Consider the following 17,502-nt stretch of genomic DNA (forward strand, 5'->3'; position numbering starts at 1 on the left):
AAACATTCCTGAGTAAATACCACCCAAGATGATTACCATCAGCAACAAGCCCCAAACCGCTTTGCGCGCCGAGCTTAGCCATTCACGAACCGTGGCACGTGGTAAAGCAGGTAAATTTTTCTTCACCGCAATGATGTAAATAGCAGCCATCAACACCACACCCAGCAGCACACCCGGCACCACACCGGCCATAAACAGGGTACCGACTGAGGTTTCAGTCGCTGCAGCATAAACAACCATTACCACGGAGGGCGGAATCAAAATACCCAAGGTACCGGCGTTGGTGACAATACCTGCAGCAAACGCTTGTGGATAACCGGAGCGCACCATGCCAGCAATCGCAATTGAACCAACCGCAGCCACCGTCGCTGGGCTTGAGCCTGACAACGCCGCAAACAGCATACAGGCCAAAACGGCACCAATCGCTAAACCGCCACGAATATGGCCAACACTGGCATTGGCAAAATCAATTAAACGCCGCGCCACTCCACCAGTGGTCATAAACGAGCCAGCCAGCAAGAAAAACGGAATAGCGAGCAAGGTGTAGTGTTCACTGGTCTCAAATAGCTTAATCGCTAATGATCGCACCGAGTCGGGGCTGAACAGCATAATGGTGACGGAGCCGGCTAGACCCAGTGAAGCAGCAACCGGTACCCCGATAAACATCAGCGCAAATAATGCTAAAAATAGAAATAGAATGGTCATTCTTTTGACCCCTCTTCTATAGCAGACAGCTTCATTGCATCGGCAGCTTCATCAGCCAAACCTAAACCCACTTGCTGGTGACGAATAAGGCGTACTAATATTTCAACAAAGCGAATAAATACCATGGTAAAACCAATGGGCACTATCATCCCGATATGCCATTGTTTAACGCCAAAATGACCTAAATCATCTGCGCCAATCGAAGCCTGCATAAGCGTGCTAATCCACTCAAAACTCGCCACACTTAATAATCCGGCATAGCCTAAGCAGAAGAGGCAGGCGATGATCGCAATGATACGCTGCGTGGAACGCGAGGCTAATTTAACCAAAGCATCCACACCAATATGCCCACCAATACGCACGCCGTACGCCAAACCAAAGAAAATCAGCCAAGCAAACAATGCTTTAGTTAAAGCATTACTCCAGGTCATACCTTGTACGATGTCTAAAATCACATCGCCAATACTATAAAAAAGCTCAGAGACGCCTTCCGCACTCTCCGCGTAACGCTCACCCACACTATAAAAAAAGGTATAGAGGTTATTTAAAATCACATAAACAAAGGTTACTAGCGTCATTGCCGCCAGTAAGAAAACAATAAAGCCTTCCTCAAAGCGATCCCAAATCAGGCGCACAGCATTCATAAATTTTCTCCCGAAACGGATAGCAAAACTCAGACGCGATCAACCAACTTTAAGTCGGTCTTTACGCAGCACTTGTAGCTGCGCAAAGACACACTCAATTACTCTTGGTTAGAAGCTTCTGCTGCTTTGATGCGCTCTGCACCAATTTCTTTTTCAAACATCTTCCAAACCGGTCTCACCTGATCACGCCATTGATCACGCTGCTCTTTAGTCAAAGTAATGATTTCGGTTTTACCGCTATCAATGATTGACTGTTTATCACGCTGGTTAATTTCTTCAGCATGCTGGTTCACTTCAACAGTGACCTCATCCATGATTTTAGCCAGCTCAGTACGTACATCGGCTGGTAAACCATTCCAGAACTTGGTGTTGGTGATAACCATGTAATCGAGTAAACCGTGGTTAGACTCGGTGATGTACTTTTGTACTTCGTGCATTTTTTGCGAGTAAATGTTGGAGTATGGGTTTTCTGCACCATTCACTACGCCAGTTTGCAGACCTTGATAAACTTCAGCAAAGCTCATTTTACGTGGATTAGCACGCAATGCTTTGAACTGCTCATCCAAAACCGCAGAGGCTTGTACACGGAACTTCAAACCGCGGGCATCTTTAGGTACGCGCAGGGGTTTGTTCGCTGATAACTGCTTCAAACCGTTGTGCCAGTAACCTAAACCAGTGATGCCTTTATCTTCCATACTGGTCAATAGCTCTTGACCTACAGGACCTTTCTGGAAGCGATCAACTGCTTGAATATCGTCAAATAAGAATGGTAAATCAAAAATCTGAATGGGCTTCGAGTAATGCTCAAACTTGGCCAGCGATGGCGCAATCAGCTGCACATCACCCAGCAGTAAGGCTTCCATTTCTTTGCCATCACCAAACAAAGAAGAGTTGGAATACACTTCAACTTTAACTTGGCCTGGTAAACGCTCTTCAGCAAGCTTTTTAAACAGCAACGCTCCTTGCCCTTTTGGCGTGTGCTCGGCAACGACGTGCGAAAATTTGATGACAATTGGCTCGGCAGCGTTAGCTAAACCAGCCAGCCCCAATGAAACAGCACAAACCAGTGCTTTAGCGGTCATTTTAAGCATTAAAATTTCCTCTTACTTCGATTAGTGCCGCACAGCGCGACAGATCTTGTTATATACCATGAGTTCAACCCATGTGCCTTATACACAAGGCAAGTTACATACCTACTGGCGAATGATGCGACTAAAGTCGATAAAATTGACCCTAGCTAGCCTGCCAAAACAGCTGCTGTGATAGCGAATGGACTCTTTTAAACTCGATGTGGCGATTTCCCGCCGAGACTAATCATCAAGTGGCGATTTTTCGCCAGAACTACTGAAACTTAAACCGTATTTACGCAATTTATCATGTAAGGTTTTTCGTGGTAGCTGCAAAGCTTCTGCTACTTCGCGTAACGATTGATGCGGATTATTGAGTTCACTGCTGATTAAACTGCACTCAAAAGCTTCTACTTGCTCGCTCAAAGATACGTTCGGAGTCGATGCTCGAAGTGCGTCCGGCGCTTGATTAATGGCTAAATCAAGTCCCAGAGCAAAACGTTCTGCAGCATTTTGCAACTCACGAATATTGCCGGGCCATTCATGCCCCAACAACAGTGCACGGGTCATCGGCGTGAAGGCTGGCTCAGTAATATTATGCTTCTCACATGCTGCACTAACGAAGTGTTGAAACAGCGGCAAGATATCTTCGCTGCGCTGGCGTAAAGCAGGAATATTAATTTGTGCGACGTTTAGGCGGTAATACAAGTCGGCGCGGAATCGGCCTGCATCAGCCGCTGCTAACAAGTCTTCTTTGGTGGCGGCAATCACCCGAATATCTAAAGGAATCAGTTGGTTGGAGCCAACCCGTTCCACCACGCGCTCTTGTAATAAGCGCAACAGTTTGACCTGTATATCAAGGCTCATGCTTTCTATTTCGTCAAGAAAAACAGTACCGCCACTGGCATATTCAAACTTACCAATACGACGTTTCTGCGCACCGGTAAAGGCACCACTTTCATGGCCAAACAGCTCACTTTCAATCACCGATTCAGCTAATGCACCGGCATTAATCGCCACAAAGGGTGCATCACAACGAGATGATAAATCATGCAGAGCACGCGCCACGACTTCTTTACCACTGCCCGTTTCACCTAAAATCAATACATCCGCTTGAATCGTTGCCAAGGCACTGACCTGTTCACGCAAACGCTGCACACTGACCGAATGCCCTAATAAGCGCTCGCCCAATAAACGTTGCTCAGATAAGGCAAGGCGCAAGGAACGATTTTCCAGCACCAAACGACGCACCTCCAGTGCTCGGCGTACACTATCAAGCAACAACTCGCTGGCAAACGGTTTTTGTAAAAAGTCATAAGCACCAATACGCATGGCTTGCACCGCCAGCGGCACATCACCATGACCGGTAATCAACACGACCGGTAGCTGTTCATCAAACTGCTGCAGTTGCTCTAACAACTCAAGACCATTCATGCCCGGCATACGAATATCAGTGACTAAGACACCGTGCCATTCGCTCGGTAAGGCCTGCAAAATACCTTGCGCACTGCCGTATGCCTGCACACGCAAACCAGCCAAATCAAAAGTTTGGCACAGTGCCGTACGCAAATGGACATCATCGTCCAATAACACCACATCGGTTTCATGGCTGATCTGCATCATGTAAAACGATCCTCGCTTGAGCGTAAATTCACCGACGATGGAATCTCGCGTAAATATAAAGTGACTTCTGCACCACCTTCAGGATGATTGGCAAATAACAAACGTCCTTTCAATGCTTTAATCAGCGTTGCACAAATAGCCAAGCCTAACCCTAAGCCCCGTGCGCTGGTTTTCGTTGTATAAAAAGGCTCACACGCTTGCTGCAATGCTTCGACGCTAAAGCCAGGACCATTATCACGCAAGATTAATACCACCCAGCCCTCTTTTACCTGGGTACTCAGCCAAATGCGGCGTGGCAAACCTTTTTCGCTGAGCGCATCCAAAGCATTACTCAGCACATTACTGAGCACTTGTCGTAAACGCGTCTCGCCTGCTTCAACCCACAATGTGGCATCAGGAATATCGCGAATAATCTCTACCTGTAAACTGCGCTGGCGATTAGCAGTCAGCGCTAAAGCATCATCAATCGCTGGCTGCAGCGCCACATGCTCTGAAGCCAAACGATCACGGCGGGCAAAAGCACGCAAGTGGATAATAATTGAAGCCATGCGTTCAGTTAACTGCGCGACTAAGTCGAGATTATTACCCACCTCAGTGAAGCGCTGTTTTTCCAGTAGAATTTTTGCATTATCGGTATAGCTACGAATAGCTGCCAACGGCTGATTGAGTTCATGGCTGATACTGGCTGACATAATCCCCAGCGCCGATAATTTTCCAGCTTGCACCAACTCATCTTGCGCACGCACCAACTCTTGCTGAGCAGACTCACGCTCCAAAACTTCTTGTTTAAGACGACTATTCAGAGTTTGTAAATCCTGTGTACGAGTACGCACATTCTCTTCCAGAACACGCTTGGCATGCGTGTCCATGGCAATCCGCTCAAGATAATGGCGCCGCCGCTGCATCAGTAAACCCAAAAGCAACAGCACCGCGAACAAAGACGCAGTGACAACGGCCATGGCGGTACTGACCGGCTCATTAATTAAGCGCCGCGGGGCTAACACACTGACCTGCCAACCCATCTCATCTAAACGCTTATCTAAGGTCAGCCAATCCTGTTGCTTAAGGTTAATCAGCTTTGGAGAAATCGATGTGTAGGGCTGGTGTTTAGCGACGCTAAGTTGCTCTTGTGCCGTCAGCTCACGGGTTGCGGTAAAGCGCCACTCGGCTTGCGAGGTCAAAATGACGACGCCATTCTTATCGGTCACTAATAATTGTTCTGGGGTTTGCCCCCAAAGAGTTTCGGTAAAATCCAGATCCACTTTTACCACAATCACGCCAATCACGACGCCTTTGGCATACACCGCGTTACCAAAGTAATAACCGCGCTTAAAAGAGATATTACCTAAACCAAAAAACTCTCCCGTTCCCCCTTGTAAAGCACCCTGAAAGTAAGGACGAAAAGCGAAGGTATTACCGACAAAACTACGCTCAGCATTCCAGTTAGAGGCCGCCAAGGTTAAGCCTTGAGTATCCATCAGATAAATAACATCAGCACCGGTTTGCTGCTGGATACGCTGCAGCAACTCATTGGTAACCTGCAACGTCTCTTGATCGGTCGGTGCCAGCAAAGCCTGCTGCACATCAGGTAAACGTCCTAAAATTTGCGGCAGTACTTCATAGCGCTGCAATGTTCCCAATAAGTTAGCCACAAATAAATCTAAGGTTTGCCCATTTTTGCGGTTCAAACCTTCTAAATAATAGCTGTCGACAAAGCGCTGAATAGGCCAGAGTAAAATCAGAAAAAAAAGCGCCAGCCAAAGTAAATTGCGCCAGCGTGGCTTTGCAAATGTCATGCCTCTCACCCTTTGCATACTGATCTGCCTCAACATGATAAAAACGCTAGTTTACTGATGATACAGGCTATTATTTAATTCATATTTGCCGATGCTTGAACAATCTTGATCGACCACACGATACTACTGCGTTCAGAGAACACCTAAAACGTATCGTCTTCTATAGTCTTTAACCTTGGGGGCTCTATCGGGATTGCACCCGCAAAATAGCATGATCAAAGTGAATGACTACCACCCTAGCGTTAAGCTAAGATTAACACTGCATTAAAATAAAGCAGATATACAAAACTCAAAAAAGTTTGTCATGATGTCAAGGTAAGAGTAAATCAGATTACCTAACGCAACGAGCGCTGAGTCAGCAATACACAACGTTAATCAACAGTGACTCAGCTTTACCTGAAAAGCTCATTCGAGACCTTAAAAAAGGCACTGCATAACGTGATCGAATTTATTATCAATATTTTAATTGGCGGACTGCTGGGTGTGTTTGGCGGTTTGCTCGGCATCGGCGGCGGACTTTTTGCTATTCCAACACTCAGTATATTGTACGGTATGGATCAGCAACTGGCCCAAGGTACGGCGCTAGCAATGGTGGTGCCAAACATTGTCTTGGGTATCTACAAATATAATCAGCGCAATAAAATCGAGTGGAAAACGGCCGCTATTTTAGGCCTATGTGCCTTTGCCTTATCGTGGTTTGGTGCGCTGATTGCGATTGATTTAGACCATCGCGCCATGCGTGAAATCTTTATTAGCTTTCTCATTTTTATTGCTATTTGGAACCTGTTACAAATGCTCGGAAAACGAGCAACGACAGGCTTACGCGACCTAGCTTGGCCTTACTTTGCTGGGTTAGGCGCTGTATCGGGTTTTCTTGGTGGCTTATTTGGGGTCGGTAGCGCAGTGGTTGCCACGCCGGTATTGACGATGTTTTTCGGCGCCACACAAGTGGTTGCACAAGGCTTATCGTTGGCCATTGCAGTTCCGACAACAGCAGCAACCTTAGTCACTTATAGCATGCACGGCCAAGTCAATTGGGCGACTGGTATTGCGATGGCCATTGGTGGCGTATTGACCGTCAGCTATGGGGTGCGTGCAGCACATAGCTTGCCGCAACATATACTAAAAGTTATTTTCAGTGTGTTTGTGCTAATCAGTGCCGCGTTGCTGTACGGCCAGCTATAACACCCGTTAAAAGCTGTGGCTTATTGATCTAGCACCAATAAGCCACAGAGCAACTTAATATACCGCCTCAATGTACCGGTTTGGCAAACTCAGCATCATTGAAATAGGTTGCGTAGCTATCTAATGCGCCCACCAACTGTACTGCACCCTTACGCTTATCTTGCAGATCACTGCGCTTTTGCATGACCTCAGCACTATCGATTAAACGGGCAATAACAATATGTAATTGTGCATCGGCTTGCGGTTCTAACTGACAGTTTTCAACCATATACGCCACTTGCTGATGCACTTGCTCAGCTAAAGCTTGATAACCTGCAGCATCCAACTGATTATTATGTATATCGTCCAAGGCAGTATTCACTGAGTGACCAATTTTACCCATGGCTTCACGCAAAGGCGCATCCGTTTGCCATTTCTGACCGGCATTGAGCTGCAACTCAGCACCGGCTAAATCGTCGTGATCATGCACCTCAGCAATACTGGGCAGTGCGGTTAAACTCAAGACTAACGCCAAACCTAAGCCTGTTGCAGTCTGCAATACTGAATATTTTTTCATATGTTGATCCTTTCGTTAATAAATAAAGCTTTAAAAATAAGCGCCTTCTTATGTATAACGTTTGTTAGCGCTATTTAGTTCCCCTTATCATTCACTTTTATGCAATTGCTCGTATTGTGATGTGTGGATAGGCTGCTGAATCAATATCTCTTGCAATACACGTCTCTGCCGAGCGGTTAAAATAGCGCGCTCAGCTAACAGCTGCTCAATGACTATTTCCTGCTGCTGATTTTGTAATTGCGCTAAGGATTGTCGGGCTACATGCACATCATCGACGTTTAGATCATCAGCAAACACCGCCTCTATCAGAGCATTGCGTTGCTGTTTAATAGCGCTTTCATTGCTTTGCAGTTGCACTAAAAATGTTTGCTCCGCTTGCCGCCAATATAAGACTTGCTCCGCATCCAACTGCAAATAGTTAGCCAAAACCGGCGCTGTTGTTGGCGACCAAGCGCGTCCCCAACTCGACCAAGCAATCGCCAGCAAAATACTAAGATTGAGCAAGGTTAGAAAAACAAAATAGGTACGTGCGTTAGATTCGTTCATTTCTTAGGCTCCAAATAACAATAAGCCGACGTACTGCATAAGAACCCCGGCGGTTCGGCACCAAGTACCTGTACAAAAGCAAGATCGAATGACGGAGCTGTCTCGGCGGGCATCAGCCAACTACCAATCAGCAAGCCACAGAAAACCGAAGCCACCGCCGCACCATACTCCAGCGATGACCAACGTTTATGCCGTCGAGAAGGTGCTAAGTCAGCCAGCATGGCCAAGGTTTGCGCGCGCACATCAATCGCGCATTCAGTCGTCTTTAGCATCTGCATGTCTTGCTGTAATTGTTGTAACTCGCGCATATACGCCTGACATGTCAAACAGCCAGCCAGATGTTCTTGCACCCGCCGCTGCTGCGAGGAGCTCAGCTGCTCATCGAGATACTCTGATAACCATTGCTTTTCAATATGCTCAATCATACGTAGCCCTGCCATTCACTTTTTGCATCAGTGCGGCACGTCCTCGGGATAAACGCGAGCGGACAGTGCCAGTATTGATGTCTAACAAATCGGCGATTTCTTGATAAGAAAACCCTTCAATATCGCGTAAAATCAAAATTTCTCGGTGCTCCACTGACAGCTCAAATAACGCGTGTTCAAGTGTCTCTAAGCGCTGCGCATGTATCGCATGCTCCTCAACATTAGCGCTGTCTGCTATGAGCTGCTCAGCCTGTGAGTCAAGCGCTACCAGCGGGTAACGTTGTTGGGCACGTAATACGTCTAAACAGGCATTGCGGGCAATACGCAACAACCACGCCGGAAAAGCAGCATCAGGTCGCCAGCTATCCAGTGCTAAAAAAGCTTTAATAAAAACGTCTTGGGTTATATCTTGCGCACCCTCGGCACTGCCTAATAATCGCCGTGAAAAGTGATACACCTGCACTTGATAACGAGCAATTAACTCACCAAAAGCAACCCGATCACCGTGTCGTGTTTGCTCAATAAGGTGATCGTCTGTTGCTTCACTCATCAATACAATCCTCACCGTCTTAATGCCCGTCATTAGTTAACGTTCGAACGCAACAAAAGTTCCCTGAACAGCTGTTTTTAGCAAAAGTTGCTACCCTGCAGCACGTCAGCGCGGAATATGTAGCGAATCATCATCAGAATCATCGAACTCGGCATCTTCCTGACAAGCTACGCGATTGGCACGGCGAGTATGAGCAACACAACAGGAAAAAGTTTTCGGTACATAGGCAAATCCTCAGCAGTCAATAGGCTCACAACATAAGCTTAAAATATTAATTACAGCTTAAAAACATAACAATCACTGTCCATGGTATTGCACAAAACATACGCATCTGCAAAGATAGCAATCAATTACTATCTTCTTTGGATGGATATATGCAACCACCCAGTAAGTACTTACCGGCCGATGAGCGTCGTGCTGTCACTGTTGAGGCGGTTATCGAACTGGCGGCAGAGCAAAATCCAAGCGAGATCACCACTGCGGCTATTGCTAAGCATATGAGCGTCACTCAAGGCTCACTGTTTCGGCACTTTGCCAATAAAGAAGCCATTTTAGAGTCGGTGATCAACTGGGTCGCCAAACGTTTACTAACGCGCATTGATAAAGCCATGCAAGGTCAAGACAGCGCACTCGCCGCGTTACACGGCGCATTTATGACTCACATACAATTTATCAGCGACCATCCCGGCGTGCCGCGCATTCTATTTAGCGAACTACAGCGTAAAGAAAGCACCGCGGCGAAAAAGCTGGTCACTGCGTTACTCAACCAATACCGCCAGCGGATCCAGCAAGCACTGGAGCAAGGCAAACAAAATAAAGAGTTCGATACAGAGCTTGATATTGAAGCGGCGGCGCAACTCTTTATTGGCAGCATCCAAGGTTTAGTGGTGCAAAGCGTCTTGCTCGGCACTGATTTTGTAATTCAGCCAGCGGCTCAAGACACCTTTGCTCTGTATACCCGCGCAATTGAGGCCCGTTAGTGATGCCAGAATTCTTTAAGCAAAAAAAACTGCTCGCGGTATTTGCCACTATGGCGTTACTGGCAGCAGGCTTTATTTGGGTGTTACTCAGCTCTGGACCTCTGGCTAAAATAAAAATAGTCGTCACTGAGGTGCAAGAACAGCGTCTCGAACCGGCATTATTTGGTATTGGTACGGTTGCCGCGCGCTACAACTATCGTATTGCCAGTAATAATGTCGGACGGGCTACGACGCTGAATGCTGATGTCGGTGATAAGGTCGAAGCCGGAGAAATTCTTGGCATTATTGACGTGGTTGACCTCGATGAAAAAATCAATGCACAAGCCGCTTTGGTCGAGCGCAATAAAGCGCAACTTAATGAGGCTCAAACACGTTTAGATTACACCGGTAAACAAGCCGAGCGTTACCGCAAACTACTGCCTTCACGCTCCGTTAGCGAAGAGTTAGATGCCAGCAAACAGCATGAATGGATACTGGCCCGTAGCCAAATGCGCAGCGCCACCAGTGAGTTGGTTCGCGCCCAAGCTGAGCACCTTGGGTTACTCGCGCTGCGCGAGGATCGCTATCTCCGCGCACCGGTCTCAGGTTTAATTATTGCGCGCCATATTGACCAAGGTGCAACGGTATTGGCTGGGCAAACCGTGTTTGAACTGATCGATCCTCAGCAGCTCTGGATTGATGTGCGCTTTGACCAAGCGGGTTCCATGCTACTGGCAGAGCAGCAACCGACACAGATTATTTTACGCTCACAGGAGTTACAACCGCACACTGGCTATGTTGCACGCTTAGAGTGGCTGGCCGATGCTGTTACCGAAGAACGTCGCGCCAAAGTGATGTTTACCCAGCAACCTAACCCTGCTCCCAGCATTGGCGAGCTGGCCGAAGTCACCGTGCAACTGCCACAATTGGCCAGCACTCCAGTGATTGCCAACGCAGCTATCATGCGCCAGGCCGGCACCTTAGGCGTGTGGTTGCTTGACGATCAGCAGCCCTTTTTTCAGCCCGTGCGTATCGGTCGTAGTGATTTAGCGGGGAATGTGCAAATACTCTCAGGACTCAGCGCAGGACAGCAGGTGGTGCTCTATAGCAGTAAACCTTTAACCACCAATAGTCGAGTCAAGCGTGTTAAACAGCTGGCCGACACACCATGATCAGCTTAGCCGGTCGCGATATTCTTCACGCATGGGGCAAGTTTGTCTTTACCGGTGTGGGTTTAGGCTTACTGATTGGCGTGACCTTAACCATGGCTGGTGTCTATCGCGGCATGGTCGATGATGCGCAAGTACTCCTGGATAATAGTGCAGCGGATTTATGGGTGGTACAAAAAGACACTCTTGGTCCTTATGCCGAGCCCTCCAATTTGCCTGATGACACTTGGCGCGCAGTGGCTAATATACCCGGTGTCGCCAACGCCTCTAATGTGACCTATTTAACCATGCAAGTGTCATCAGCAAGCGGTGAGACGCGTGCCTTAGTCACAGGCATTGCTAATAGCGGCCCAGGCTCTTCGGGTTGGCCGCTCAGGTTATTAGCCGGGCGTCAGGTGAGCAAAAACCATTATGAAGCAGTGGCCGATATTGCCAGTGGTTTTAAGCTCGGCGACTCTATTCAAATTCGCCGTAATCGCTACCTAATCGTCGGATTAACCAAGCGCATGGTGTCATCCAGCGGTGATCCAATGATTTTTATTCCGCTATTGGATGCGCAACAAGCACAGTTTCTTAAAAGTAATGATGCCATCGCACAAAATCGGCGACGCATCAGCCAGAATCCCATCTTTAATAACCCTCGCAACCCTGAAGTGCTGGATGCAGTGCTGGACCTGCAAGAAAGTAATACTCAAGTCAACGCGGTACTGGTGCAACTCAAAGCACAGGCTGAGCCTAAACAGGTGGCAGAAGACATGCGGCGCTGGTTACGCTTGCAAGTCTACGATCGTGAACAGATGGAACAGATTTTAGTCGGCAAGCTCATCGCTACTTCAGCACGGCAAATTCTAATGTTTTTAGTTATTTTGGCGGTGGTCAGCGCAGCGATTGTAGCCTTTATTATTTACACCCTAACCATGGGTAAAATCCGTGAAATTGCCGTACTTAAGCTGATTGGCACCCACAACAAAAGCATTATTTCGATGATTATCCAGCAAGCCTTAGCCTTGGGCATTATCGGTTTTATGGTGGGTAAAATTGCCGCAACCGTCTGGGCGCCATTCTTCCCTAAATATGTTTTATTGGTCACCCAAGACACCATAACCGGACTGATAGCCGTACTAGGTATGTGCGTGCTTGCTAGTTTCGTCGCCATTTACGCAGCTTTGCGCGTCGACCCCGCCGATGCAGTGGGAGGTTAACTCTATGCAAGCTTATGGCATTAAAATCTCCAATTTGAGCAAGACCTTTGGCCGTGGTGATACCGCTGTGCATGCTTTGAAAGAAGTGAACATGCAAGTCGAGCCAGGTGAAGTGGTGGGCCTGATTGGACCTTCAGGCTCAGGTAAAAGTACCCTACTGAAATGCTTGGGTGCCATTATCGAACCTAGCGCTGGACAGATGTACCTTGGTGATCAACTGATTTATGACAATGGCTGGAAAATCTCCGATTTACGCGCCCTGCGCCGCGATAAAATTGGCTTTGTTTTCCAAGCACCGTATTTAATACCTTTTTTGAACACACTGGATAACGTTGCGCTATTGCCGATGCTGGCCGGTAAAAGCAACAAAGAAGCGCGTCAACGAGCACTGGAATTATTAACGGTATTGCAAGTCGAGCACCGTGCTCATGCGTTACCTTCACGCCTCTCTGGTGGTGAACAACAACGAATTGCGATTGCTCGCGGCCTCATCAATCGTCCGCCAGTAATTTTGGCCGATGAACCAACCGCCGCCTTAGATAGCGTACGGGCGCTCACCGTGATTCGCACCCTCAATGATATTGCTCGAGACTATAATACCGCGGTGATTGTAGTGACTCACGATGATAAAATCATTCCAACCTTTAAGCGTTTGTATCATATTCGTGACGGCATCACCTATGAGGAACAAGGGCAAGGACGCGAAATTTTATAGCAATTTTTGCCAAGCAAAACCTGTCTAAGTGCTCGACTGCAGCCAAGTCGTCGGCTGTCTCGCCTACTTATCAGCGCGGCTTATGCGTATAATGCGCGCTCGCAACACCTAAACTTAGGTGCCCATGGTTCCCTCACCCCATTCAAAAAGGTGTTCAATGCTTGTTCTATCCGGCCCACGCCAGCGTGTGGCAGTGGTAACGCTGATTGCGTTCCATATCTTTATTGTGATTGCCAGTAACTACTTGGTGCAATTCCCCATGCAGCTGTTTGGCTGGCAAACCACTTGGGGGGCTTTTAGCTTTCCATTTATTTTCTTAGCCACCGACCTGACCGTGCGCTTACTCGGCAAACAGCCTGCTCGGCGGGTGATTGCCTATGTGATGTTGCCGGCATTATTGGTCTCTTATGTGGTATCAGTCTTGTTTCAAGAAGGGTCATTTCATGGCGCGGGCGCTTTGCTGGTGTTGAACACCTTTGTCTTGCGTATCTCTTTAGCCAGTTTTGCTGCTTATGCAGTGGGACAACTGGCAGATATCCAAGTGTTTGATCGCTTACGCCGCTTAAAACAGTGGTGGGTCGCGCCAACCGCTTCGACAGTGCTGGGCAATTTACTGGATACTTTTGTGTTTTTTGCTATCGCCTTTTGGGCAAGCAGCAACACCTTTATGGCTGAGCACTGGGTCGAAATTGCCGTCGTCGATTACGTGATCAAGATTCTCATCAGTCTGCTATTATTTATCCCGCTGTACGGCTTGCTACTTAATGCGCTATTACGCTACTTAGCAGGACAAGCAGCAAGCGCCGCGCACTAACTGCTAGCTTGTAAGCAGCTGATTACTCGAGTTTTGAGTCAATCGTACTGCGCTAGTGGCGCGACAAGCGTAAGCATGGATGGCGTAGCGCCCGAATTGAGGCAAGAAGCCTCATTGAGGGAAAAGCGACACTAGCGGGGCACGCCGAGCACAAATATTTATCATGGCTTTTGCAACGATTGTCGGGCAGTTTAACTGTTGAGTTCACCGCTAAACACATCATTTAAATCGGGTTCACCGGGGATGGAATGCTCTTCTGCCGCCCAAGCTCCGAGATCGATTAGTTTACAACGCTCACTGCAAAAAGGACGCGAAGGGCTTTGTTCACCCCATTCAACAGGCTTTTCACAGGTGGGACAAGCAACGGTTGTTACGGATGCCATCACTGACCTCCTTTCAAGGTTAAATAATAGTCATGCAAACGCGACACTTCGCGCTGCAGTGCGGCTTTATCAGCCGCATTAGATAATACGTCATCGGCATGTTTTAAGCGTTCATCGCGTTGCAACTGCACCTGCATAATTGCCCGTAATTGCGCCTCAGAGACCTGATCACGCTGCAGAGCTCGCGCCATCTGCACCTCGCTGGGCACATCAACGACCAACACGCGCTGCACAATCTTATTTTGGCCTGACTCAATCAATAGTGGCGAAACTAAAATGGCATAAGGCGATTGCGCCGCCTCTAAAAACTGCTGAATTTCATCACGGATCAGTGGATGCAACAGCCCTTCCAGCCATTGTCGCTGCTCCGGTTCAGTAAAAATATGCTCACGCAATACTGCACGATTGAGCTGACCATCATCCAGTAATACGGTCTCGCCAAAGCGCTCAACGATTTTATCTAAAGCAGGGCGACCGGGTTCAACCACCCAACGCGCTGCATGATCAGCATCAATGGTCTCAATACCCAATTCAGCAAAAGTATCGGCAGCAGCACTTTTACCACTACCAATACCACCAGTAAGCCCTAGCACCCATGGTTTACTCAAATCACTGATCCTTTATTAGCTCAAGCAAAACGCAGACTCAGACTACTGACGATCTAATAGCAAGTCACGATGCAACCTTATTTAGGTCGTAATCCGTGCTGCTGCGCTACTTATTTAGGAAAAAACAAACGCTGCAGTTCTGCGCCGGGATCATTAGCGCGCATAAAGGCCTCGCCCACTAAAAACGCATGTACATTGTTAATTTCCATCAATTCAACATCAGTACGCTGCAAAATACCACTTTCAGTAATCACTAAACGCTCTTGCGGGATACGTGGTAATAACTCAAGCGTGGTTTCTAGCGATACTTCAAAATTGTGCAGGTTACGGTTATTAATGCCCACCAGAGGCGTCTCGAGATGAGTCAGTACGCGATCCAGCTCCACACCATCATGCACTTCGGCCAGCACATCCAAGCCCAGCTCTTTAGCTGTTGCAGCCAGCTCTCGCATTTGCTCATCGTCTAAGCACGCGGCAATCAACAAGATACAGTCGGCACCAAGGGCACGTGCTTCAACAACCTGGTACGGATCAATCATAAAATCTTTACGAATCACCGGCAGTTCACAGGCATTGCGTGCTTCTTGTAAATAACGGTCAGCACCTTGGAAGAAATCAATATCGGTCAGCACTGATAAGCAAGTCGCGCCGCCTTGTGCATAACTTTGTGCCAGCCACTCAGGCACAAAGTCTTCACGCAGTACACCTTTACTGGGTGACGCTTTTTTAATCTCAGCAATCACTGCCGGCAGTTTACTCTGTACTTGCTGCTGTAACGCACGGGCAAAGCCACGGGGTGCAGACGCCTGAGCGGCTTGTGCATACAACTCGCCTAAGCTCACGACTTGTTTACGTCGTGCCACTTCCTCACGCTTGCGGACAATAATTTTTTCTAAAACTGTTGGAATGCTCATGCTGTGGTGGCCTCCTGCTTAAACACCGAAGTAAAGGATACCAGCTCAGACAATTTCTCTAGAGCCAGACCGGTATAGATGGTGTCATGTGCGCGCGCCACACCTTCTTTTAACGTGCTGGCGACACCTGCAGCATATAAGGCCGCACCAGCATTGAGGGCAATCATTTCTGCCGCTTTATGCGCATAAGGCAGCTCGCGTTTGCCTAAAGCATCACGAATCAAGATGTAAGATGCCGCAGCGTCTTCGACTTCTAAGCCAATTAATGACTGACTATTGATGCCAAAATCTTCAGGCTGAATCCGATACTCAGTGATTTCGCCGTCTTTTAATTCAGCAACAAAGGTTGGCGCACCTAAACTGATTTCATCCATCCCGTCTTGCGCATGCACAACCAAGACATGCTCGCTGCCTAAACGTAACAGCACTTCAGCTAAAGGGCGGCACAGCTGCTTGCTGAAAACGCCGATGACTTGGTTTTTCACCTGTGCTGGATTGCTCATCGGCCCAAGGATATTGAATAACGTCCGTAAACCCAGCTCACGACGCGGGCCGCTGGCGTGACGCATCGCGCCATGATGCGCAGGCGCATACATAAAGCCGACGCCGACCGTATCAACACAGCGCGCAACTTGATCGGGCGTTAAATCCAAATACACGCCAGCCGCTTCCAGCACATCAGCGCTGCCACTTTTACCTGAGACGGCACGATTGCCGTGCTTCGCTACTTGTCCGCCAGCAGCCGACACCACAAATGCAGCGGCGGTGGAGACATTAAAAATATTCATGCCATCACCACCGGTGCCACAGGTATCGACCAAGTGATCACCTGAAATATCTACCGGCTCGGCCAGCTCGCGTAGCACCTGCACGGCACCGACAATTTCATCGATGCTCTCACTTTTCATGCGCATCGCCACTAAAAAGCCGCCAACCTGTGCATCGGTGCACTGCCCTGTCATAATTTGTCGCATCACCGACTGCATCTCGGCAGTGCTTAAATCTAAATGACCAACCGCTCGATTCAGCGCTTCTTTAATGTCCATTAACGCTGTCCTCCCGTTTGTTTTAAAAAGTTTGCCAACAAGGCATGGCCTTGCTCGGTCAAGATTGATTCGGGGTGAAACTGCACCCCTTCAATATTCAAAATACGATGTTGCAAGCCCATAATTGCGTCAAGCTCGCCCTGCTCGGTTTGTGTCCAAGCAGTAACGGCTAAATCTGAGGGTAGGCTGTCTGGCGCCACGACCAAAGAATGGTAGCGGGTGGCCGTCAGTGGGTTATTTAAGCCGTGAAAGACCCCTTGATCGTGGTGATAGACCGGACTGGTTTTACCGTGCATCGGCTGCGCGGCACGTACGACTTCACCGCCAAACACTTGACCAATACTCTGATGGCCTAAGCACACTCCTAAAATCGGCACTAAACCAGCAAACGCCTGAATCGCCGCTAAAGAGACACCCGCCTCATTCGGCGTACAAGGACCCGGCGAAATCACCACCCGCTCAGGCTGCATAGCTAATAATTCAGGCACGGTGTATTCATCATTACGCACCACCTTAACCTCGGCACCCAACTCAGCAAAATACTGCACTAGATTCCAAGTAAACGAGTCGTAATTGTCGATCATCAGCAGCATAC

The 17,502-nt window shown here is 48.2% G+C and carries 19 protein-coding genes and 1 pseudogene; 6 read left to right on the top strand and 14 right to left on the bottom strand.

The genetic code is table 11. From position 1 onward, the window contains the following. The 5 genes and pseudogenes from dctM to JYJ62_RS08175 form a co-directional block, all read right to left on the bottom strand. A pseudogene (gene dctM / locus JYJ62_RS08155) lies at positions 1-705 on the bottom strand (C4-dicarboxylate TRAP transporter large permease protein DctM); the annotation flags it as partial. Next, entirely contained in the window at positions 702-1,349 is a 648-nt protein-coding gene (locus tag JYJ62_RS08160; protein ID WP_205341722.1) for a TRAP transporter small permease, read from the bottom strand. The pseudogene dctM and the gene JYJ62_RS08160, both read right to left, overlap by 4 nt. A gap of 98 nt (positions 1,350-1,447) precedes the next feature. After that, positions 1,448-2,440 carry a C4-dicarboxylate TRAP substrate-binding protein DctP gene (gene dctP / locus JYJ62_RS08165; protein ID WP_205341723.1) on the bottom strand — a complete coding sequence of 331 codons (993 nt, stop codon included), beginning with the start codon at positions 2,438-2,440 and terminating at the stop codon, positions 1,448-1,450. A gap of 219 nt (positions 2,441-2,659) precedes the next feature. Beyond that, positions 2,660-4,036, bottom strand: a complete 1,377-nt coding sequence (locus JYJ62_RS08170; protein ID WP_205342075.1) for a sigma-54-dependent transcriptional regulator — start codon at positions 4,034-4,036, stop codon at positions 2,660-2,662. After that, on the bottom strand, positions 4,036-5,835 hold the full coding sequence (locus JYJ62_RS08175; protein WP_205341724.1) for a sensor histidine kinase: 1,800 nt from the start codon (positions 5,833-5,835) through the stop codon (positions 4,036-4,038). The genes JYJ62_RS08170 and JYJ62_RS08175 overlap by 1 nt, the downstream gene beginning before the upstream one ends. Before the next feature lie 438 nt (positions 5,836-6,273). Here JYJ62_RS08175 and JYJ62_RS08180 point away from each other — a divergent pair, with 438 nt between their 5' ends. Continuing rightward, entirely contained in the window at positions 6,274-7,020 is a 747-nt protein-coding gene (locus tag JYJ62_RS08180; RefSeq protein WP_205341725.1) for a sulfite exporter TauE/SafE family protein, read from the top strand. A gap of 67 nt (positions 7,021-7,087) precedes the next feature. On the opposite strand, the gene JYJ62_RS08185 is transcribed toward JYJ62_RS08180, so the two are convergent. The 4 genes from JYJ62_RS08185 to JYJ62_RS08200 form a co-directional block, all read right to left on the bottom strand. Continuing rightward, positions 7,088-7,576: a hypothetical protein gene (locus JYJ62_RS08185; protein WP_205341726.1), complete on the bottom strand. Its 489-nt coding sequence runs from the start codon at positions 7,574-7,576 to the stop codon at positions 7,088-7,090. Positions 7,577-7,663: 87 nt separating this feature from the next. After that, positions 7,664-8,122 (bottom strand): periplasmic heavy metal sensor, encoded by a 459-nt coding sequence (locus tag JYJ62_RS08190; RefSeq protein ID WP_205341727.1) that lies wholly within the window; start codon positions 8,120-8,122, stop codon positions 7,664-7,666. Continuing rightward, entirely contained in the window at positions 8,119-8,547 is a 429-nt protein-coding gene (locus tag JYJ62_RS08195) for an anti-sigma factor family protein (RefSeq protein ID WP_205341728.1), read from the bottom strand. The genes JYJ62_RS08190 and JYJ62_RS08195 overlap by 4 nt, the downstream gene beginning before the upstream one ends. Then, positions 8,540-9,097, bottom strand: coding sequence for an RNA polymerase sigma factor (locus JYJ62_RS08200; protein ID WP_205341729.1), 558 nt, complete (start codon positions 9,095-9,097; stop codon positions 8,540-8,542). Before JYJ62_RS08200 ends, JYJ62_RS08195 begins: the two co-directional genes overlap by 8 nt. A gap of 374 nt (positions 9,098-9,471) precedes the next feature. Between JYJ62_RS08200 and JYJ62_RS08205 the strand changes: the two genes are divergently transcribed. From JYJ62_RS08205 to JYJ62_RS08225, 5 genes are all read left to right on the top strand, one after another. Next, entirely contained in the window at positions 9,472-10,077 is a 606-nt protein-coding gene (locus JYJ62_RS08205) for a TetR/AcrR family transcriptional regulator (RefSeq protein WP_205341730.1), read from the top strand. Between the two features lie 2 nt (positions 10,078-10,079). Beyond that, positions 10,080-11,228 (top strand): efflux RND transporter periplasmic adaptor subunit, encoded by a 1,149-nt coding sequence (locus tag JYJ62_RS08210; RefSeq protein ID WP_205341731.1) that lies wholly within the window; start codon positions 10,080-10,082, stop codon positions 11,226-11,228. Further along, a complete protein-coding gene (locus JYJ62_RS08215) occupies positions 11,225-12,427 on the top strand; it encodes an ABC transporter permease (RefSeq protein ID WP_205341732.1) in 1,203 nt (400 codons plus the stop codon). The genes JYJ62_RS08210 and JYJ62_RS08215 overlap by 4 nt, the downstream gene beginning before the upstream one ends. Before the next feature lie 4 nt (positions 12,428-12,431). Next, on the top strand, positions 12,432-13,142 hold the full coding sequence (locus tag JYJ62_RS08220; protein WP_205341733.1) for an ABC transporter ATP-binding protein: 711 nt from the start codon (positions 12,432-12,434) through the stop codon (positions 13,140-13,142). Between the two features lie 157 nt (positions 13,143-13,299). Beyond that, a complete protein-coding gene (locus JYJ62_RS08225; protein WP_205341734.1) occupies positions 13,300-13,956 on the top strand; it encodes a 7-cyano-7-deazaguanine/7-aminomethyl-7-deazaguanine transporter in 657 nt (218 codons plus the stop codon). A 191-nt stretch (positions 13,957-14,147) separates the two neighbouring features. Here the strand turns inward: JYJ62_RS08225 and yacG are convergent, their stop codons facing one another. The 5 genes from yacG to JYJ62_RS08250 form a co-directional block, all read right to left on the bottom strand. Further along, entirely contained in the window at positions 14,148-14,339 is a 192-nt protein-coding gene (gene yacG, locus JYJ62_RS08230) for a DNA gyrase inhibitor YacG (protein ID WP_205341735.1), read from the bottom strand. Then, positions 14,339-14,947: a dephospho-CoA kinase gene (coaE, locus tag JYJ62_RS08235; protein ID WP_205341736.1), complete on the bottom strand. Its 609-nt coding sequence runs from the start codon at positions 14,945-14,947 to the stop codon at positions 14,339-14,341. Before coaE ends, yacG begins: the two co-directional genes overlap by 1 nt. Positions 14,948-15,057: 110 nt before the next feature. Beyond that, on the bottom strand, positions 15,058-15,861 hold the full coding sequence (trpC, locus tag JYJ62_RS08240; RefSeq protein WP_205341737.1) for an indole-3-glycerol phosphate synthase TrpC: 804 nt from the start codon (positions 15,859-15,861) through the stop codon (positions 15,058-15,060). Continuing rightward, entirely contained in the window at positions 15,858-16,907 is a 1,050-nt protein-coding gene (trpD, locus tag JYJ62_RS08245; RefSeq protein ID WP_205341738.1) for an anthranilate phosphoribosyltransferase, read from the bottom strand. The genes trpC and trpD overlap by 4 nt, the downstream gene beginning before the upstream one ends. Beyond that, the gene (locus JYJ62_RS08250; protein WP_205341739.1) at positions 16,907-17,500 is read right to left on the bottom strand and encodes an anthranilate synthase component II; all 594 of its coding nucleotides are present in this window, start codon (positions 17,498-17,500) and stop codon (positions 16,907-16,909) included. The genes trpD and JYJ62_RS08250 overlap by 1 nt, the downstream gene beginning before the upstream one ends. Positions 17,501-17,502 lie beyond the last annotated feature (2 nt).

The organism is Denitrificimonas caeni, from assembly GCF_905120345.1.
Taxonomy (GTDB): Bacteria; Pseudomonadota; Gammaproteobacteria; order Pseudomonadales; family Pseudomonadaceae; genus Denitrificimonas; species Denitrificimonas caeni_A.